At 37.8% G+C, this 20,980-nt stretch carries 20 protein-coding genes; 3 read left to right on the top strand and 17 right to left on the bottom strand.

Translation table 11 applies throughout. The features are described from left to right. Nucleotides 1-11: 11 nt before the first annotated feature. From HMPREF1532_RS12310 to HMPREF1532_RS12240, 15 genes are all read right to left on the bottom strand, one after another. The gene (locus tag HMPREF1532_RS12310; protein WP_005929887.1) at nt 12-1,208 is read right to left on the bottom strand and encodes a glycosyltransferase; all 1,197 of its coding nucleotides are present in this window, start codon (nt 1,206-1,208) and stop codon (nt 12-14) included. Next, nucleotides 1,205-2,176: a polysaccharide pyruvyl transferase family protein gene (locus HMPREF1532_RS12305; RefSeq protein ID WP_005929884.1), complete on the bottom strand. Its 972-nt coding sequence runs from the start codon at nt 2,174-2,176 to the stop codon at nt 1,205-1,207. The genes HMPREF1532_RS12310 and HMPREF1532_RS12305 overlap by 4 nt, the downstream gene beginning before the upstream one ends. Further along, nucleotides 2,158-3,672, bottom strand: a complete 1,515-nt coding sequence (locus HMPREF1532_RS12300) for a lipopolysaccharide biosynthesis protein (RefSeq protein ID WP_005929881.1) — start codon at nt 3,670-3,672, stop codon at nt 2,158-2,160. Before HMPREF1532_RS12300 ends, HMPREF1532_RS12305 begins: the two co-directional genes overlap by 19 nt. Nucleotides 3,673-3,797: 125 nt before the next feature. After that, the gene (locus HMPREF1532_RS12295) at nt 3,798-6,176 is read right to left on the bottom strand and encodes a GumC family protein (RefSeq protein WP_005929876.1); all 2,379 of its coding nucleotides are present in this window, start codon (nt 6,174-6,176) and stop codon (nt 3,798-3,800) included. Nucleotides 6,177-6,202: 26 nt separating this feature from the next. Beyond that, nucleotides 6,203-7,027: a polysaccharide biosynthesis/export family protein gene (locus tag HMPREF1532_RS12290; RefSeq protein ID WP_005929874.1), complete on the bottom strand. Its 825-nt coding sequence runs from the start codon at nt 7,025-7,027 to the stop codon at nt 6,203-6,205. Beyond that, the gene (locus HMPREF1532_RS12285; RefSeq protein ID WP_005929871.1) at nt 7,024-8,127 is read right to left on the bottom strand and encodes an MraY family glycosyltransferase; all 1,104 of its coding nucleotides are present in this window, start codon (nt 8,125-8,127) and stop codon (nt 7,024-7,026) included. Before HMPREF1532_RS12285 ends, HMPREF1532_RS12290 begins: the two co-directional genes overlap by 4 nt. A 9-nt stretch (nt 8,128-8,136) precedes the next feature. Continuing rightward, a complete protein-coding gene (locus HMPREF1532_RS12280; RefSeq protein ID WP_005929868.1) occupies nt 8,137-9,897 on the bottom strand; it encodes a hypothetical protein in 1,761 nt (586 codons plus the stop codon). 2 nt (nt 9,898-9,899) lie between these two features. Further along, on the bottom strand, nt 9,900-11,564 hold the full coding sequence (locus HMPREF1532_RS12275) for an ABC transporter ATP-binding protein (protein ID WP_005929865.1): 1,665 nt from the start codon (nt 11,562-11,564) through the stop codon (nt 9,900-9,902). After that, nucleotides 11,528-12,673 carry a nucleotidyltransferase domain-containing protein gene (locus tag HMPREF1532_RS12270; protein ID WP_005929862.1) on the bottom strand — a complete coding sequence of 382 codons (1,146 nt, stop codon included), beginning with the start codon at nt 12,671-12,673 and terminating at the stop codon, nt 11,528-11,530. Before HMPREF1532_RS12270 ends, HMPREF1532_RS12275 begins: the two co-directional genes overlap by 37 nt. A gap of 17 nt (nt 12,674-12,690) precedes the next feature. Then, complete coding sequence (locus HMPREF1532_RS12265; RefSeq protein WP_005929860.1) at nt 12,691-12,975, bottom strand: PqqD family protein; 285 nt, start codon at nt 12,973-12,975, stop codon at nt 12,691-12,693. Then, the gene (locus HMPREF1532_RS12260; protein WP_005929857.1) at nt 12,976-13,473 is read right to left on the bottom strand and encodes a S24/S26 family peptidase; all 498 of its coding nucleotides are present in this window, start codon (nt 13,471-13,473) and stop codon (nt 12,976-12,978) included. 68 nt (nt 13,474-13,541) lie between these two features. Further along, the gene (locus tag HMPREF1532_RS12255) at nt 13,542-14,927 is read right to left on the bottom strand and encodes a hypothetical protein (protein WP_005929855.1); all 1,386 of its coding nucleotides are present in this window, start codon (nt 14,925-14,927) and stop codon (nt 13,542-13,544) included. A gap of 22 nt (nt 14,928-14,949) precedes the next feature. After that, entirely contained in the window at nt 14,950-15,138 is a 189-nt protein-coding gene (locus tag HMPREF1532_RS12250) for a hypothetical protein (RefSeq protein WP_005929852.1), read from the bottom strand. Nucleotides 15,139-15,254: 116 nt separating this feature from the next. Continuing rightward, nucleotides 15,255-16,154, bottom strand: a complete 900-nt coding sequence (locus HMPREF1532_RS12245; protein WP_005929849.1) for a hypothetical protein — start codon at nt 16,152-16,154, stop codon at nt 15,255-15,257. Further along, a complete protein-coding gene (locus HMPREF1532_RS12240; RefSeq protein WP_005929846.1) occupies nt 16,147-16,701 on the bottom strand; it encodes a UpxY family transcription antiterminator in 555 nt (184 codons plus the stop codon). Before HMPREF1532_RS12240 ends, HMPREF1532_RS12245 begins: the two co-directional genes overlap by 8 nt. 777 nt (nt 16,702-17,478) lie before the next feature. Here HMPREF1532_RS12240 and HMPREF1532_RS12235 point away from each other — a divergent pair. After that, nucleotides 17,479-18,456, top strand: a complete 978-nt coding sequence (locus HMPREF1532_RS12235; RefSeq protein ID WP_005929843.1) for a tyrosine-type recombinase/integrase — start codon at nt 17,479-17,481, stop codon at nt 18,454-18,456. A 248-nt stretch (nt 18,457-18,704) separates the two neighbouring features. Here the strand turns inward: HMPREF1532_RS12235 and HMPREF1532_RS12230 are convergent, their stop codons facing one another. Beyond that, nucleotides 18,705-18,896, bottom strand: coding sequence for a hypothetical protein (locus HMPREF1532_RS12230; RefSeq protein ID WP_005929840.1), 192 nt, complete (start codon nt 18,894-18,896; stop codon nt 18,705-18,707). 37 nt (nt 18,897-18,933) lie between these two features. On the opposite strand from HMPREF1532_RS12230, the gene HMPREF1532_RS21535 reads away from it, so the two are divergent. After that, on the top strand, nt 18,934-19,107 hold the full coding sequence (locus tag HMPREF1532_RS21535; protein ID WP_005929837.1) for a hypothetical protein: 174 nt from the start codon (nt 18,934-18,936) through the stop codon (nt 19,105-19,107). A gap of 97 nt (nt 19,108-19,204) precedes the next feature. Here the strand turns inward: HMPREF1532_RS21535 and HMPREF1532_RS12225 are convergent, their stop codons facing one another. Beyond that, nucleotides 19,205-19,462 carry a hypothetical protein gene (locus HMPREF1532_RS12225; RefSeq protein WP_005929836.1) on the bottom strand — a complete coding sequence of 86 codons (258 nt, stop codon included), beginning with the start codon at nt 19,460-19,462 and terminating at the stop codon, nt 19,205-19,207. 458 nt (nt 19,463-19,920) lie between these two features. Between HMPREF1532_RS12225 and HMPREF1532_RS12220 the strand changes: the two genes are divergently transcribed. Beyond that, a complete protein-coding gene (locus HMPREF1532_RS12220; RefSeq protein WP_005929833.1) occupies nt 19,921-20,940 on the top strand; it encodes a phenylalanine--tRNA ligase subunit alpha in 1,020 nt (339 codons plus the stop codon). Nucleotides 20,941-20,980: the final 40 nt, after the last annotated feature.

The following is a 20,980-nucleotide window of genomic DNA, read 5'->3' as shown; positions in this document are numbered from 1 at the left end:
TAATATACGTATCATTGAGCACGTTTTATACAATCTTGGTATAAAAGATAATATTCTTGTGCCTGTTTTTTAGGTGAAAACAGGGTGTGAGATTTTTGTGATATTCGTTGCCTGATAAAAAGGCTTTTTGTGTTAATGAATTGATGAATCGCTTTATATAAAGCTTCTGCTTCTATCGCATCGGCAATAATTCCGTTTTCTCCATTTGTGATGATATCCATCATACCTCCGGTGGGCATTGTTATTACAGGTGTGCCGCAGCATAAAGATTCCAACATCGTGTTTGGCAGATTATCTTCGCGGCTTGGCAAAATAAAAGCATCGGCAGCAGCGTATGCCAGTGCCATTAATTGTTCGTCATGTATGCTACCTATATATTGAATATTTGCTTTTGATTGAATGGTAATTGATTCTCCTATTATCATCAGATGAGTTTTATCGTCCAACTTTTTTATTGCTTCTAACAAAATATCGAAGCCTTTTCTCGGGTTGGATATATTCTGGCTAATAAATAAGAGTACGGTTTTGCCATTGGGAACATTCCAAATTGAACGTACATATTCCTTATTGTACAATTTGAAGACTTCTATATTTACACTATTTCTGATAATATGTTGCGGATATGTTTTGAAAGCCTCCGACTGTATTGTCAAATTTTTCATCCAGTCGCATAAGTTGACTATTTCCAAATGAAATGCTTGATGAATCCATTTTTCCTTCTTTTTTCGTATTTTTGTTTCTAATGCGTAATTATCGATATTCTTTTCTACATCTCCTTGATAGTGTGCACATCCTAAAAAAGGATTCATATCGTGTAACGTCCAGATGATGGGCTTTTTTATATTCCGAAAAAAAAGCTTATAGTTAAGCGAGCTGCCCACCCAATGTAAATTTATAATATCCGCACTTTTTACAAGAGGATGGTCTGTTATGCAATCATAGCCTTCTGGAAATGAAATACATTCATAAAGATTTCCATAGGAATTGCGGACTTTTTTGTATTTACCGTTCTTAAACGGTATAGGTAGTCTCATTAGTATTTTTGTGCAGGTAGTTCGTTCTACACATACAACATGAGGAACTTTACTCTGTTTGTAAAAACAAAGTATGTCTGAGTCTATATTTGATGCTAATAAAGCCTGATGTAAACGTAATGCCGCCAAACCGGCTCCTCCGGAGTCTGCGGATAGAATATGGACTATTTTCATTTACTGGTAAATTGAGCTCTCCACTGATTTATATTTTCAAATGGAATGGTTAAGTCAAGTGAGTAATCTTTGTTGATTAAAGTAGTGAGTTCCGAAAGGTTATGTTGGTTTAATACTGGCAGACAGAAATCATTAGCCATTTCAATAGCTCTGTTATCTATTCCAATTATAAACGAACGTACTGAATTTTGTAAAGCTCTGATTCCAGCATGCAGGCGAGTACCTATATAATCAATATTTCCTTGCGAAAGTATTTCATTGTAACAAGGCAATTGGGGTGACAGCAGTGTCACTTTATGGGCATAACCTAAATCTTTCAAGTATTGAATATCACCCGTTCCTTGTGCAAAATAATAGGCTTGTTCATATTCCTTGCAACAAGTATCAAGCAAGTACCGATCTCGTTCTTGGTCACAGTTGTAGTCAGTGAGTGTTATGATAACCCGTTTTGCCTTTTTCTGTGGAATTTTTTCAGTAATTTGGTTTGTCAATCTCCACAATGTAGGACATCCGGTATTTATGGAGGATATATCGATTGAAGACAATTTTTCTTTCGTGTAAGTATCGCGTACGGAATGAACATATTGATGTGAAAGCACTCGGTTGAATGCCCATTTTGTATAACACGTAATTTTGATATTCTCATATTGAAACCATCCACATCCCATTAAAACAATGTTTTTCAAAACAAGAATATTATGAAAGGACAAATCCCATTGTCTGTAATTTCGTATGTCGGAATTCAAAATATTCGTCCCTCCTAAAAATGAAATATAGCTAAGGGAATTGTATCTTCTCACATTTGTTTTTATGTCTTCAACAGGAAGTTGTACCAAAAAATGTTCTTTGAATATATCCCTGATCTCCAAATTTACGGCATCCATTATGATTTGATTACCAGTATTATAAGCTGCTATGCTGGTGTCGAAAATTGAAATGACAGAGGAAGTTAAATTTGGATTTTCCATTTTTTTATTATTTGTAGTATAGTTTGTTTCTCTTGTTTATTGATCCCTATATAATAGATTGACCCTGCACATAAGACGATGGACAGCGGGGTAGTAATAAGCAGTTTTTCTCCGCCGTCCAGATATGTACTTACGATCAATAATATGCAGATTGTAAATAATGTTATTGCTACGGTCGGGTAAACAACCTTTTTGAAATAATCCATATATGAAAAATTGATTAACGGCAGGATATAGAGTACACGAAAAATATACATCAATAGGCCTATTAATATTTTAGCATAAAAAATAGATTCTACTGCCAATCCTTGATATAAACAGACAAATGCAATAGGAATATTCAAGGCGTTGATGGAGCTGACAATGATTTGGTATGTCTTTATCTTTCCCGTTGCCTGCATAGACATCCATAGTGGGGCTCCAAGTGCTTCAACCAGAGAAAAGGTGATGATAAGTTGAGTAAATGTCACAGAATGATCCGGTACCTCTTTTAGCCAAAGGTGGAGTATGTAACTTGTATTTATCAATACCGGCAGTGAGATGATATACAATAGATAGTATGAAATTCGGGATGCGCGTGAAAGGAGTATCCGGTGCACTTCTAAATTTCCAGAAGAATAAGTCTGTATAAGTTGCGGATTAAAAGCTGTCTGGAAATTTGAAACAAAACTATATATAGCACTGTTGACTTGTTGGGCAATTCCTGTGGCGGCATTGAGCAGTACTCCGCAGAAGATGTTGATGATCATATTGAGTCCTGAGGTAGATCCTATATAAGCGATCTGCCCGAAAAGGCTCCAACCGGAAAAGGATGCAATCGCTTTTAGCATCGGCTTGTCTACCATGAACTGATACCTGCAAATAGGAAAGTTCCGGCTGCAATATATCCATTTGGCAGAACTGACCAGAATCCCGACAATGAAGATGAGTGCTGAGTAAAAAATCAATTTATCGGTTGTGCAAATTACCAGCATATAAACAATTATCAACTTAAATACTCCTTCAATAATGCTGAGATATGAATAAACAGACATTTTTTCATAAGCAACGATCGTCGATTCGTAAGGTGCTCCGACGATCCCTATGCATGCGGACAAAATACTGAATTGGTAAACCCAATTGGCGGCATACATCCGGTTTTCCGGAATATTCAGTTGGGTATTCAAAAACCACAGGCCTATACTTTCGCTTATAATGATGAGTATTATACAGATTATAAAATGTATGGTCAGGCTGGCCGAAAAAGCTTTGGCAGACTCTTGTGGGTTATTCTTTCCTAAGTTGAAATTGATAAAACGCCTTGTAGCAGCAGTAAGAGCATTGTTTATAAAGCTAAAAAGCACGATGATACTGCCGACTATGTTGTACACCCCAAAATCTTCGACACCTAACGTCTCCAATACGATACGTGAAGTATATAAAGAGATGCCCATTAACAGGAACATCCTCAAATATAACAGAAGAGTGTTTTTGGCGATTCGTTTGTTATCTATCATCTTTTTTCTCCAATGATAAACGAATATTTGATTGCTCTTGAAAAATATGTGACAGTAAAGTTATCTCCAATACCCCAAAGCACATTAGCATTAATATAATAAAAAGTATTATACCATTTATCCCATTATCTACCCTTGGAATAATATCCCCTATAATCACGTTGCCCATATCCATAATAGTATCCATATTTCTTTTTCTTCATATTGATACCATTCACAATAATTGCCATTTCGGGCAACTTCTGTTTTTTCTTCAAATCATTTATTAAATCAAAATCGCTTTTATGAGAGTAATCTGCCCTACAAATATACAGAGTTATATCAGCCAAACGACTGGCTATCAGCGCATCGCTAACCAAACCAACGGGAGCACTATCCAAAATCACATAATCAAACTCCTCTGCAAGTAGCTTGATAGCAGTGTCTAATGCAGGTCTGGCTATTAATTCTGCTGGATTGGGAGGAATCGTACCTGCCGGCAAAATATACAAATTAGAATTATTCTTCGCGGAAATCAACAACGAATGTAAATCGATACTATTATCCGATAAATAATTGGTAATCCCCTTCTTCCCCTTAATTTCTTCATGAGAGAATCCAAAACATTCTAATAATTTAGGGCGTCGAATATCAAGGCCAACCACCACTACTCGTTTATCCAACAATGCAAGACTGACTGCCAAATTGATAGCTACAAAAGTTTTTCCTTCGCCACTTATGGTAGAAGTAACCAGTATAACATTATGATTGGCCTTTCCCAATAAAAATTGTAAGTTCGTACGCAATCCACAAAAAACCTCCGTCATCAAAGCATTGGCGTTTTCTCCCTCTTGAACGATCAAAGAAGTCTTACTCTTTTTCAAACTGCGTTCCAATGGTATATCACCCAAAATAGGAACACGAGCTAACTTCTCCACATCAGCATGCCCCTCTATACGATAACGGAAAAAGTTTATCAAAGTAATAACAACTATTGGCAATAATAAACCAACGGCTACAGAAAGAGAACGTATTAATGAATAATTCGGAGATATAGGACCGCTGACTACCGCTGAATCAATCACTTTAGCCTTATCTGCCGTAGCAGCTAAAGCAATTGAATTTTCCTCACGCTTTTTGAGTAACAACAAATACAAACTGGATTTTAACTCCTGTTGCCGCGATATATTCGTAAAAGTCCGTTCCTGAGTCGGAGCACTATTGACACGACTGGTATACTTCCTCATTTGACGGTCGATATCCTGTTTCGAAATCATCAAACCATTATATACAGAATTAATGGTACTCGTTATGTTTTCACGCATTGCTGTCAGATTATTATTCAGTCTGACAATTACCGGATTGGTTGCAGGAGAAGAGCGAAGCAATCGATTACGTTGTAATACCGACTCATTGTATTTATTTATAAGAGCAGACAATGTCACATCTGTCACTCCTATATTGGCAGGAATTACATCATCCTGATGAGCCGGACTATTTACGTAGTCTTTCAAATACTCCATTAAACTGAGCTGAGTTCCAACTTCTGATCGCTTCTTCTCATATTCGGACGATCCTTGTACATAAACCTGCGCATCGCTCATATTCATCAAACCGGATTGGCGCTTAAAATTTTCCAGCTTTTCCTCCGTACTCCCCAACTCTTCATTGATAATAGCAATACGATCATTAATAAATTCAGCGGTTCTTGTAGCCACACTCTTTTTATCCTCATTGGCATCCCTGTTATAAGCATCAATCAATTTATCCAGAAAAACTTTATCACGTTGAGGAAGTGTACTATTCTTGGAGACAGTTATAATAGAATTGGACAGTTCTGAAACAGCCAAACCCAATCCAGTACTGTAATTTATTGCGGTTCGCAAAGGAGGTACAACAGTCACCATAATATTCTGCCCATATAACGGATGCACATTAGGACGAAGAGAAACAGTCAGTTCTCCCAACGGTGTTTCAATGATAGTTGGTAACCGAGTGATACGTTGAGTAATGTCCTGTCCTGCAATTATTCCGGAAATTTGTAATACCTTATCCGATTCCTGTACAACGTTAAAATTAAAACCATAACTCAAATTCTCCAGATCCGTTTCTTTCATTTCTACACATACAGGACTACTCACATATAAGTCACGCATAGCGAAATTATCTTCTACTTGATAGGTAATATAGAGTTTCATCTCTTTTACCACCTGCTCTACAATAGTACGAGAACGGAGCAGTTCCATCTCACTGCCAATATTCTTCGTAGAAGACAGATAACCGATATCGGTCAATGCCATCATCGCCTCATTATTTCCATTCTGCCTTTCATCATTGATCATAATGGTAGTACTTACCCTGTATACCGGAGTCGCATAATGTAAATAAATCCGTCCCCCTACCACACAAAGTACTACTGATAAAATAAACCACTTCCAATAACTGAGATAATCCGAAAGTATTCTTTTCAATTCATTCGAATTATCTACCATCCCATCCAGTTCTTCTTCAGTTAATAATCTCATCGTTTCCTACTATCTTACTTACACTCTTATTTATTAAACAAAACCACTCCTAACGAAGCTAAAGAAACCAAAACAGACAAAACACTAACCCAAGGCGTAATATTCCCCATTTTTGCAGAACGCATTGCTGCCTTACCTGACTCTACATAAAGAATGTCATTTTGTTGCAGATTATAATAAGGAGAATTCACAATATCCGGATCATTCAAATCCAATGCTACCATCCTTTTACGTCCCTGTTCATCTTCCCGTAACAGCTTAACCTGATTTTTCTTTCCAAATGGGGTGATATCTCCGGCCATGGCCAAGGCTTCAAATATATTCACTTTTTCATTTGCCACCGTAAAAGTATTAGCCCCCTTTACTGCGCCAATTACTGTAAATTTATAATTGACCATACGTACATTCACAATAGGAGTTTCATTCAGATATCCTTTCAGCTTTTCTTTAATGGTAGCTTCCGCTTCCCCCTTTGTTTTTCCTCCCAAATGCAATGTACGAAGAATCGGAAAATCAATATTTCCATCATTGTCCACCAGATAAGTTTGTCCCACATTACCGGAAGAGCCGGAAGAAGATGTTGCCGACAATGAAGTCGCAGTACTCCCCCCCAACGGATTCGCAATACTTCCTCCCATATTAAACGGAGCAGCCAGTTCCGGTTCGGAATAACTCACTGTAATCGTCAGTAAGTCTTTCGGCATAATCCGTGCATCATACAAAAAAGAAGTCTGATTTCCGGTTAGTACTTTCTCCCCTTTATACATATAGGTCATTTTTTTAGAGCTTACGCAACCGGTTAAAAATAAAAGAGAAATCCCTCCAATCAAAATAATATATTTTTTTCTCATATTTTATTTATAGTATCAAGATGTGAACACACTGTTTTTTTTCTAACATCCAAGAAAATATAGAATGAGAGACCAAGTAATAAGTCTATTAAAAAGATCAGATTGACATTAGCCCATTTGGTTAGAAAAACATTCATACTAATAATCACTACATCAAGAAGTAGCAGAATAGTTGTTACTTTTTTATGGCCATAGCCTAAGTCCAGCAATCGGTGATGAATATGACTTCGATCTGGAGAAAAGAGTGGTTTCTTTTTTCTCCAACGAGAAATAATCACGCATAAGGCATCATATGCGGGAATAAAAATAACCGACCATGCTATCACGATTACATAAGCGCCATTACCTCTCCCCGATCCGGACATTGCATAATGAATAGCCAAAAAAGCAATGACATAACCTAATAAATTGGAACCGGTATCTCCCATAAAGATTTTCAATTTCCGGGTAGAGCAAAGATTATAGCGCAGAAAAGCGATCTGTGTGCCCAAAACAGCAAATGCCAACGCTGCATAATGGCACGAATGTTCCCTATACAGACAAATACCTAAAACTAAGGCGGCAACAGACACGATACCGGAGGCTAAACCATCCACACCATCAATCAGATTTACCGTATTCAGTATGTAAACAACGAGAAACACAGTCAACGGATACCCGATGAGAGGAGAAAGTTCATAAATACCAAACAAACCGTATAGATTATTTACGAAAGTACCGGAAGCTATCATACACAATGCAGCAATCAGTTGAACAACAAATTTATACGACCAACGCATACCAATCAAGTCGTCTTTCATCCCCATAATAAAAATCAACGAGGCACCACAAATTAAAAAGGATAACTCGCGAACAGAACCGCCATATAGGCTCACAACCGGAAGAAAGCTCAATAAAAAAGCCGGAAGAAAACTTACTCCGGCTAATCGCGGTATGCATTCCAAATGTGATTTTCTGGAATCAGGTATATCATATAGTCGTTTTCGCTTGGAAATCAATAATATATGAGGTATTAACAGCAATTCAATAACAATACCTGACAGGAGTGAGAAACTCACTCCCGTCAGATCTGACGATAAAACGAAATCAAAAAGGGTCATTATTATATATTATCGTGTATATGTATAAATGATACGAACACGTGCTGAACGATTCAACTTAGAATCAAGACTGTTAACGCTTTTATCTTTCACCTTTTTCACCAGGTTGGATCCTTTCTGCATGATAAATTTATTATCAGCATCTTTGAAACAATCCATCTGTTTCATCCAATTCATCACACTCGTTGCACGGTCGGTAGCCAGACGTTCATTACGCTCTACACCTACTTCCTGTTTTTTATTATTATCCTGACTTGTAGCAAGGCCGCTTACTTCTATCATTACTATATTATCACCATTCAAAATGCCGTTAACTTTGTCTACCATTGCAGAATCTGTAAACTGCCGTATATATCCGGTATTTCCAGATACCGCAGCATAAAAATCCGCTAAACTACAAAGTGTGACCGGCACATCTTCTTCCGTTGTATATTCTTTTACAATTTTAAGCCCTTGATGTGCGTTCAACTGATAGCTTTGCACATCATCATAATTCTCTTTCTTATTAGCAAGACGTTGTCCGGCTGTAGAGGGATCTACACGGTATCCCCATTTATTCATTTCGCCCGAATTACCTGTCACTTCCGAATAAATCGGTGCATAATAATATCCTTCCTTATCTTTAAACGCCTGCATTTCTTCAGCAGTCATAATCCGGCTCAACGGAGTAGAAGACATTTCATATCCACGGAACATATCATTATCAAGTTGCGTAGCATTTACCGTAGCAATATCGCTTGTTTCCAAATCAGATAAAGCACGTTCATTTCCCAATAAACCGTTTACAACATCCGTATCACTAAATCGTTTCTGAGTATAAATACCGGAAACCAGATAGTCGATAGTATTCACTCGAGCATCCGCTACTGTAGGAGCATCGTTACAACCAGAATAATTATTAGGATAAAACACATAAAATTCCAGTACTCCGGTCTCCGTTTTCGGACAATCTGCACGTATCTGATTTATCTTTTTATTGATATATATAATATCCTGCGGACAAGAGTTACAACGATCCCACTCACGTTTGTTGAAATAATAGGATATGCCGACACCAGCTCCAAACATAGCATCCCATACATCAGCGTGACCGTGTCGGTCGGAAAACACATCATCGAAGTTCGTTTCCATACCGATCACATAGAGTTTAGTCTGAAAAGCCCAGCCCGGCTTAAAATGATATTCATAATTCACTTCAATATGTCCGCTATACTGATTACTCTGATCATAAGCCATATCATAATGATGTAACCACCCGAAACCTCCTGCAAGATGTACACGGTGGCGACGTCCCGGTTTATACCCCCAAATGACATTATTCAAATTGATTAATGCCTGAATAGACACATCTGTAAATTTCATCGTTGACTTATACCAAATTGTTCCATCACTATTCGTATAAGGGCCACCGACTGTAAAAGGATTCGTTTCATGAGAAGAACCTCGTGCCTGAAGTCCGTTGAACTGTGCCATCAAACCAAATCCCGGAGTAATCCATTTTCCAAGACTTACATAGAATCCCGGAGAAAAACGGCGACCGGTAGAGCCATCGCTATGATAGTCTCCTATATAATAGGAAACAGTCGGTCCTGCATTCAAAAACCAGTTATCCCAAAAAGGGTTAGTTACAACCCGGCGCTTGTCATCAGTAGGCTGTGCATGTTCCTGAGTAGTATAAATAGTATCGCTTTCTATAACTTCCTGCGCTTCTACTACTCTTACCAAAGACAACAAACAAATAATCAATAAAATAAAAACATTCCTCTTCATACTTACAAAAAATTTAAGACATATTTCTTATCACACACATCAATCACCTGCTTACGATGGGATACCACAATAATCATCTTGTCTTTTCCGTGTGCTTTTAATGAGTGAATTATATTTTGTTCTGTTTCTTCATCTAAAGAAGCGGTCGCTTCATCCAATAGAAGTACATCGCCACCGTGCAACAATGCACGAGCAATGGCCAATCTCTGTATTTGTCCACCGGAAAGCCCCTTCCCGCCTTCTTTCAGTTCACTGTTGAGCCCCGACGGCATTGAAAAAACAAAATCAGCAGCAGCCATTTTCAAAGCCTTCTTCATTACTTCGTCATCAGCATCCGGATTTCCCAAAGAAAGGTTCTCCCGGATACTTCCGGAAAAAAGATAATTCCCTTGAGGTACATACGCTATCCGTTGCCGGAAAGCGGGAGCCATCGGAAAGCCGGATTTATTATCCGATACAGTAACCGTCCCCTGTTGCGGAGATACCAGCCCAAGTAATAATCGCATTACCGTGGTCTTTCCACATCCGGTTGCTCCGACTAATGCAGTCATTTTTCCCCGCTCAAAAACAAAATTTGCGTGAGATAATGTTTGTCTACCGGTTTCATACCCGAAAGTAACATCGGAAAAAGTTATTTTTTCTATCCGGAAAGACGGTTGGACCAAAGACATATCTGCCTGTTCCCTCGGTAGTTTCTCCAATTCATTCAAACGTTCCAATGCTGTGTATGCAGCAATAAAAGCAGGAATACTCGCTGCCAGCCCAAGTGCCGGCCCTTGCATCATGGCCACCAGCTGTAAAAAAGCAGTCATAGTGCCAAAGGTTATCTCATTCCCGTACAATTGATAAACTCCCCATGAAAAAGCAGTCAGATAGCCTGTTGCAAAGCCAAATGAAAGTACCGAATTTGAGAATACATGAAAACGATTATGAGATAAGACATGAGCTAAAAAATCATTCTGCTTTTTCACTAACTCTTTCTTCATACGGTCCTCTATATGTAAGGCTTTCGCTATTCCTGCATTTTGGACTGACTCTTGAAAGTATTGCCGTACCACTGACTGGGATTCCTTAATCAACACAGACAGCTTACGCATTTTCTTGAAATACAATTTACTTACCAGCAATACTATCGGTATAATTACCATTAGTACAAGTGTCAGCCTACGATCCAAAATAAACAGATAAATTATTGCACTCGCCAATTTTAACAGTGTAACAAGAAATTGCGGAAATGTACGTACCACCAATTGAACAATGTCACCAATGTCCGTCCCTACCCGTGACATGATATCACCGCTATGATACATCTGCTGCGCTTTCCATTCGGCATGTAATATCCCAGAAAAATAATGCAATGACAAACGGTTATACAAGGTCGTCTGATAATGTACCCCAATCTTGGAAGCTAATATAGAAAGTATGATATTTCCTGTATACAATAGTGCCAACCCAATTAACCCCCACTCTATTCTCCCTGTTACTACATGTGTAGCAACATCGATAACCTTTTTAGAGCATATAATCGAGGATAACGAGAAACCAACCCCTAATACCCCTATCGTCAAAAGAAGAAAAGAAGACAAACTGTCCTGCCGCACCAACACATACAAATACTTCAACAGGTCCTTTACTGCTCCTCTCTCTGCCTTTTTCTCTTTTCCCATCTAAACTCTTTGCCTGTTATCACTGCTTTGCATACACGCCCCAACTTATGGCATACAAAACCCTTCGCTTGTTTCCGGCAATATGAAGATAAACGGATAGCACGAAACACGTCTTTCCCGACCCGTTCCAATTTAGTACCCAGAGATAAAGATGCAAATGGCTGATGTGTCAAAACAGCAGTTCGTCCAAAATTACCCTTCATTATCATATCCCGATATAACTGTTGCAATTTCCTGCCGGATATTCCGGCACTCCACCGATTGGGTAACTCAGATACATCCAAGCCCAAATAAATCACTGCCAATGATGTAAAAACCGGTCCAAAATTTCCGATTCCGGCTTTCCGAAGCTCCTGACGCAAACTATCAAAATCTATAGCAGATGCATTAGCACGTAAAAACACAGCCCAATCGCATAAATAACGTATGCTGATTCCTTCTTGCAAGAGATGAAAAGCCGGATGAACCAATAATAACTGTGCATTAAACGCCGATGCGGGAATCAAATACTTTCCCACCTCATTTTCAACAACAGAAGTATCTATATCCAACCCTCGCGGAGCTAAATGATTATATGCAGCATGTAGTTCTACCTCTACTCCTTTGTAATAAAAGGTATGATGCCAATCACCATATTCCACCTCCATTCCCCATTGACGAACCGTCCTTATCGCCCGATCGTAATCCAACGGAAAATAAAGATCCAGATCACCGGGAGCACGCAACAAGGGCCGGTCATACCAATTTGCTACCCCGATACCCTTCAACAATACCACTTTTATACCTGCTTGTCCGAAACGTTCGTTCAATTCATCCCATACCTTCCTCAAATGGCGGTTACACTGTTCGATATATCCGGTACGCCCGTACCATTGTAACAAAGTATCCATAGACGGCCGGTAACCTGCAGGCAATTTCACCAACGCCGGATAGCAAAGTCCGGTCACCGCTTGTTCCTGTGCCAGCGCCAACAAATGTCTCCAATCACTTTCCGACAAATCTCCCAGACATTCAATCCGTGGCATTCCTCCCCACAAACCACACCGAAGCAACTCCCTAAAAGCCACCTCAACTTTATCTGTAATATTTAAAAGATCATTGACAGACATATATTATCCACCGACCGTCAACAATCTGTCTTTTCCAATACACGAAGTTCCCACAACTGCTCAAGCCACTCCTCCACATCCTTTGCGACCGATACTTCATCCGCATCATATACATCCGTCAATATCTCCACCAACTGCTGTAGCGTACAAGAACGCTCAATCAACGCTTCTGCCAATAACGCAGCAGACGGATTCAATACAATCATCCGCGAATAATCCACCTCTTCCATCCCCGATGCCATTAATATCTTTTCTCCTGCCACTTCCTGAATCAGGATACCCTCTTTCAACTTTAATTTCATTTACTTTACCTTTTTATTGCGATATAACCCGGCATACAAATTAAGCAACCCCAACAACCATCTATGTACAGGAAAACTTTTCATCCAACAGTAAGAACATACTCTCCACCGTAACGAACGACAATTGATTATACTCTCACCTCCGTTACGTCTTACTTGCTCTACTATACCTATAATATCTTCTGCAATTACCAGCTCATACGTACGATTATGATCGCCTCTCATCCAATATTCACCGTTTTTTATCTTTATCAAACGATGTAAAATATACCGTCCTTCCCATTGGAACAGAAATATGGCCCCCGGTTTTAATTCATTTGCACAAGGAGTTTTCAAGACCACTAAATCACGTGTATTACGTAAAAACGGATACATACTTTCACCCTTGATACGTAATACCGCTTTGTGTCCGTTCTTTAAAGAATCCGAAATATGCCGAAGCAAGATATTGTTATCCACATACCTCACTTCGGCTTTATTGTTGGGGATATATCCCATTTCCCGACAATCTAATCTTAAATTGAATATAGCCGGAACAATTTCATTTATAAAATCAAAATCTAAGATTATTTATTAGAAAAATAGGGTTCAGAACGCATAATTAATTGTTCTGAAGGAATATCTATTATTATCGGTTCGTCAACACCACGAGTTTTCGGATATTTAGCATCTTCCTCTAAAAATTTCTTATACATGTCCACTATATTCTGGACAGTCAATGCCAAATACAGATAGTGATTTCTATTATACTGAAGGGTCAGACTATTGATAGGAACTCTATAAGCCAACACCGTCTGTTTTGTACTCGTAGAGGTTTTATCTCTAAAGCCCATGAACAATAATAGATTTATGTTTCGTACATCATTAAACTCCGTAACAGGAAAAAATGGATAATTATCACATTGACTGGATATACCATACATCGTTTGCTTTTTGTCTCCCCATTGATAACTTGCGAGTTCGTCCATCCAAGCAGGATTATCCAAGTTACAAAGATAAACATTTCCTCTCGGTGCTCCCAAACCAGCTTGAACACCATCTATAAAATCATAGGAAAGTGGAAAGTTCTCAAGTCCTTTCTTACGAGTAAAAATATTCGTAACGCTCATCGTTTCCGGATATCCCGCTGCATGCAAACTCATATCAGTAGCTTCAATAGCTTTATCCAAAGAAGTAAATTCGTCTATATCACCAATACTCTTAGGGTGACCATTGTCGTCTACACCTTCAATTATCATAGTTGAAAGAGTAATGCATGCAGTCATACGGTTCAATTCCACATCCCATTCTTTTACCGGATAAGCCATTGAAGCATTTGCTCCTACAGACTTAACTACATATCCGTCTCCTTCTTTTTCAAAAATCATACCATCTGAAGAAAAGAGTCTATCATGATACTCTTCATACGCATCAGGGAAAAGCTGATTTTTATCTGTGTCATATAGATTCTCACCCGCTTCCAACTTTTTTAAAGAGAATTCAGTTCCATCTTTCGGATCAAAAGATGTAAAAATAAACCGAGATTTCGGGAAGCTGCTAAGCGGTAAACTTACTTTTTTATCGTCAACTACACTTTCGAAAGTCACTATATCACCATCTGTAGCCGATGGGGTGATTTTATAATTAAAACTATAGCCATTTTCCGTATCCAACTTAATCGCATCTTTTTGCAATTCACCGTCTTGATAAAAAGCAATATACATATCAATACCATCGGGCAAAGCACTCTTCGGATTTTTAGTATTCGGGTCAACTTCATCCGCAGAGCGCGTTGTCAAATCACTACTATTATCACCCTCCACTACATATACATCAGCTAACTTAGCACTCACCCATTCTACATCAGATTCAATAAAATTCGACTCAGAACCATTAATTAACTCATTATCCGATGAACATCCACTCATCAGTCCACCGAGCAATAAAAAGAATAAATATCTAAAACTCTTCATAATTTATTTTTATTTAATTGATTTACCAATTAGGATCCCAATCTACTTGACTGGAAGAAACAAACTCTTTATCTACGTATTCACCATTCAAGGCTTCGTGCAAATTTGAGCCGCTGTCTTTCACTTTAAAGGAGTTCGCAATACACTCATTCAACTCCACCTCCACTACTTTCAGTAAAGGCTTCTCATAAATACTTTTGTTTTCTTTCATGTTACGTTTTGTTTTAAAAATTCACATTATAATATTAACTAAATTTATTCTATAACATCATTAAACGAACATCAATGCCTTTGCACATACAAAGTGAGAAGATACTCCGACCACACTCAGCATGGCCGATGTCCCGTATCATATTTTTCCCATACCAACTGTACAGCCTCTTGCTCCGGTCTGTTCTCCAAATATACTACAGGTACGCTCTCTACTACCCGGGCCAGAGTACGCACAATGCCACGATATACTTCAGTCTGCTCCTTTATCATGGATACGGCTGCCAACAATGTGGTAAACCCTTGAAGATTCGTTAAAGAAATCAGCCTATTTTGTGGCGCTTGTTTCATCAGACAAACTAACTTCAAAGGTGCCTTCATCTGCCTATAGCAAACCGTTTTTCCACTCCAGGGCGAGCCGTAGATATAGAATATACCATCCTCTTCCAAACTCACGATCGGCTGGTCATCATTCATCAACGTACATCCGGGTACGTAACGTAACCACAAACGCGCATGGGTACTTTTGCCCACACCTGAATGTCCAATAAATGCTACTCCCTCTCCCGCTGCTGTGCGGACACATGCCGAATGCAGTAATACTCTACTCCGAGAGGCGGCGGCAGCTACGTAAGAAAGCATCAATATATTGTTTAGTGCCTGTGCGTCGATCTCGTCCTGTACCTTCCAGTCGATACGGACGCAGTGCCAATCAGAGTCGGCCTGCATGCGATAAATGCGACACTGTTCACCTCCTATACGAAGAATGATATCATATGTGTAACACGTACTATAATAGAAATTCCAACAAGTACCATTATCGCACACATGACACACAGCATTCATTTCTTCCGGGATAGGAGGCAATTGCTCTATGTAACCAAGAGAAAAGATCGTTTCTTTGACCTCCTCTTCCTTCACTACAAATGGACAAAAATTAAAAAGTGCCGGATACCCCATATCAGCATTTACCGAAAAATAAAGTCCTCCCACCTTATAGTAATAGATTTTATTCATCAAAGCCTTCCTTGTTCTCAATTGAATCTACCAACGACGGATGTAAACTCGCCGTAGCAACCGCAGCAACTCCTTCAATAGCAATCACCACACGAAGCCCTCTTTTAATTCTCACAAACTTGCCAACCACACCTTCCCAAATTCCTCCGTTGACACGTACCCTTTCTCCTTTCTTTAAATGTATCTCCAATGGATCCACATACATAATATGTTCATTAAGAGTACCGGCCACAGCTATAAAGTCCATCATCTGCTTATCCGGCACAATGGTAGGAACATGATTGTTATCCATTATATAGCGTATCTTAGATGAAAGTAAAGAGAAACGTTTAAATTCTTCGATTTTCTTTCTACAAGTATGTATAAAAAGTAAATTATGTATTGCAGGAACTAATTGCCGAGTCTTTTTACCTTGACACTCCTTTTCGACATAGCGCATAGGAATAAAACTTTCTATGTGCTCTTTATCCAAGTATTCCTTTACTTTCATTTCTTGTGAATAAGTGATACGTAAAGGATACCAAGCTATTTCATCAATGGTTACCACAACTTATTTAAAGGTATGTATACAGTAGTAGATCGGAAAAAGGCATACTATGGGGACACCCTAAAGAAGTCATTCTCTCTGATTAGTCACCTCCGGTTGTATATATTTCATTCATACTTCAACTCTTATTCCTCTTTCTATTGCAGAGAGAGGATATATACTTTTTTCATCAGATATATAAAACAAAGTATTTGGAGACAAAAAGAGGTGGGAAAAATAATGTTACTAATTTATTATATATTTATAAATCAATATAATACGATATATCCACCAAAATGCTTTGCAAAGGCATGACATCACAAAATAATTCTATACATATTTATCCATTTTCTTTGTGCAGATTGGAATATTTATGTTCAAGAACAAAATCAATCCGGCAGTCAATAAAGTAAATTAATATTATTCTAATTATTTCTTATACCCTTTGATCCTTATGTCATTACAAAATTATAATCATTTTTTTGTTGATTTTTCAAGTAATGTTTGTATATTTGCACCCATTCCATATTCCTCTCTCTGCAATAGAAAGAGGATATTTTTTTAATTATTACACATTGATATTATTTGTCTATAAATATTTTCAGATATAACAATTTATTACCGTATTCTTATTTCAAAATATTATCTAAACAAAAGCCAAAATATATTTCAGCATTCTCTATTGTTAGATATTACTTTTCTTAATTTTTCATATTGATATATAAACAGGCACCTTAAATAGTATATTTCATTTGTTATATAAAAAAACAAAAAAGACAATATAAAAATACCAATGATATGGAAACAAATAAAATTAAAGCCTCCTTATATAACAATCAGATAATTTCCCAAACAACAAACTGTCCTTCTTTCGTATCATACATAGATGAGGAAATCAGAAAATTATCTAATGCAGGACGAAACGGAACTGCACAGAATTATAAAGCTGCCATGAACAGCTTCACAAAATTTATAAGGAACGAGAATTTCCCACTATCTTCTTTTACTGAAGAAATAGTTCAAAAATATGAATCATGGCTCAGAAACAGATATTTATCCCGGAATACGATCTCCTTCTACATGAGACAATTGCGTTCCATATACAACAAGGCCGTTAAAGCCAATCTTACGGAACAGACTTTCCCATTTGATAATGTATATACAGGTATAGATAAAACAAAAAAGAGGGCTGTAGACATTTCTGTTATCACCAAATTAATAGCATTAGATTTATCATATTCCTCTTCTCTCTGTTTCGCCAGAGATTTATTCTTGCTTAGCTTCTATATGAGAGGAATGGCCTTTGTAGACATGGCATATCTCAAACATGACAACATAAAAAATGGAGTTATTCGCTACATCCGACATAAGACAGATATTATGCTGGAAATTAAGATAGAACAATGTATATCAGATATAATCAACCGTTATGCATCCAAAAGTAAATTAGGGTATCTATTACCTATCATTACAAGAACAGACGCAGAAAAAGCATATACCCAATATAAAAACAAACGTAGCTATTACAACAAATTATTAAAAAAGATATCACAACTGATAGGTCCGGATATCCTGTTGACTTCTTATGTATCGCGCCATAGTTGGGCAACAATAGCCAGAAATATGAATATCTCTTTAGCTGTCATCAGTGCTGGTATGGGACACAGTTCAGAAACCATGACACGTATTTATCTAACTTCATTAGAAGCATCGACTATTGATCAAGCCAATTCTGCCATACTCAATCATATATCCAGTATTCACAAGAATCAATAAAAAAGCATAGCTTCTTTTTTTAATTCATATTATATTCTAAATGATTACCCAACTGACAAAATTAAGAAACCGAATAATATGTTACAATAAAAACCTTTTAATAAAATCGTGTTTTGTCAACTAACCCTATTCATAATCATCATTAAAATTATTTAAACAGATATTTTCTCAACAAATAACTCACAAATTGCTAATATATATGATTTGAGACAACTTTTAATAGAGTGGAATCCGATAATATTTGCACATCATTGCTGTCCCATTAAATCTAAAATACCACTACCTACAGTGGAGACGGCAGCAGTCACCTTGTCGTTCAAATCGTCAATCATATATGGTTGCACTTCCGTTTCAATATCGATTGTTTGTGATGCTTTGCCAAACTCGTAGGAATCTTCATCTCGAAAATATCCCAAACCAACAAACAAAAGAAGCCTCATAACGTTCTAATTATCATAATAGTCAAAGATATTAATCATGGGAATCATAATAGCAATCATCATAGTCATTACTCTATTCGTACTGATCAAGTCTGCCACAAGGGCAAATAAAGAAAACAAAGAAATAGATCCGGTATCGCCACCGGAAAATAATAAAGATGATAAAAACAACAAAGAAGTTGGTGATAAACAAACAAATCATAAAAAATAAAATGCGTTATAATTCATTGCGTTATAACTCATACTGAATATATCATTTCAAACAGAGTTACAACGCAATTTATACAAACACACACAATGTTTTCACCTTATTTTTCCGCCCACTCAAGTATTACAGGACTTTTTATATTTACCCCAAGCAAATGCGCCTTTGCCAAAATATTACGTGCCAACTGGGCTTTATATTCTTCGGGAGCATATCGAAAATAAGCTTCCGCCGCCCTCACGTGAGCGGCATCATGAATGGGAAATTCCCTTAACTCAGGTATCCCGAATTCCGAAGTATCCAACTTTTTCCGCTCTTTGGATGCCAACCGACCAGATGACATTTTTTTGATTCCGTTCATAATCCTTTTTTTAATTATTACACATATTGGAAACAGTAACAGAAAAATCCTATAGAAAGATTTGCGGATAAAACAATATTAACTTGAAGAATTCATATACAGCAGTCAAGTAATAAAAAGCCAGTAGTTAAGTAAAAATAATCAGCCTGACATGTTTTCGGAATAAAAACACAAAAGGCTAACAAAAAAAAAGGCTATCTATCCCAGACAGCCAATCTTTGTTAACCTTAAATCTAATACTATGAAAAACACATTGCAAAGATACGGACTTCCGGGAGATTTGCAAATAATCCGTATGCCTTTACAAGATTTATAACATCGTTTAATAGATACCCGAAAGTCATTAACATTTTTGGAAGATATTCGTAAAAAACAATGCCCGATTTGAGAGTTGAATTAAGATAAAAACCACTATCTTTGCAACGTTTTATACTGTAAAATAACAATAAATCAAAAATATGATAGCTAAGATTAACCAGCTTCTTGAAGAAGTTGAAGCACTGAAAGCTGCCAATGCAGAAGAACTTGAAGCACTTCGTATCAAGTACCTTAGTAAAAAAGGAGCCATTAATGACTTAATGGCAGATTTTCGTAATGTTGCAGCCGAACAGAAAAAAGAGGTCGGCATGAGACTGAACGAACTCAAGGCCAAAGCACAGGAAAAGATCAATGCACTAAAAGAGCAATTCGAGACTCAAGAAAATGGTGCATGCGAACTGGACTTAACCCGTTCGGCTTACCCCATAGAAATGGGAACACGCCACCCGCTTTCTATTGTAAAAAATGAAATTATTGATATTTTCGCCCGTCTTGGCTTCAGCATTGCAGAAGGCCCGGAGATAGAAGACGACTGGCACGTATTTTCGGCATTAAACTTTGCAGAAGATCATCCGGCACGTGACATGCAAGATACTTTTTTCATTGAATCACACCCGGATATTTTACTGCGTACACATACTTCATCCGTGCAGACACGTGCCATGGAAGTATCCCAACCTCCTATCCGCATTATCTGTCCGGGGCGCGTGTACCGTAACGAGGCGATCAGTTATCGTGCACATTGTTTCTTCCACCAAGTAGAAGCGTTATATGTAGACAAAGACGTATCATTCACCGATTTGAAGCAAGTGCTGTTACTGTTTGCAAAAGAAATGTTCGGTGCAGATACCAAAATCCGTCTCCGCCCGTCCTACTTCCCATTTACAGAACCCAGTGCCGAAATGGATATCAGCTGTAATATCTGCGGTGGAAAAGGTTGCCCCTTCTGCAAGCATACAGGTTGGGTAGAGATTTTAGGATGTGGTATGGTAGATCCGAATGTTCTCGAAGCTAACGGTATAGACAGTAAAATATACAGCGGCTATGCTCTTGGCATGGGTGTAGAACGTATTACGAACTTAAAATACCAAGTAAAAGACCTTCGAATGTTCTCAGAAAACGACACGCGCTTCTTGAAAGAATTCGAAGCGGCCTACTAAAGGAGTTGAAAGTTAAAAGTTGAAAGTTGAAAGTTAGCTG

This window comes from Bacteroides salyersiae WAL 10018 = DSM 18765 = JCM 12988 (genome assembly GCF_000381365.1).
Lineage (GTDB): Bacteria > Bacteroidota > Bacteroidia > Bacteroidales > Bacteroidaceae > Bacteroides > Bacteroides salyersiae.
The sequence above is the reverse complement of the archived record's forward strand: the minus strand, read 5'-3'. Positions and strand labels throughout refer to the sequence as shown.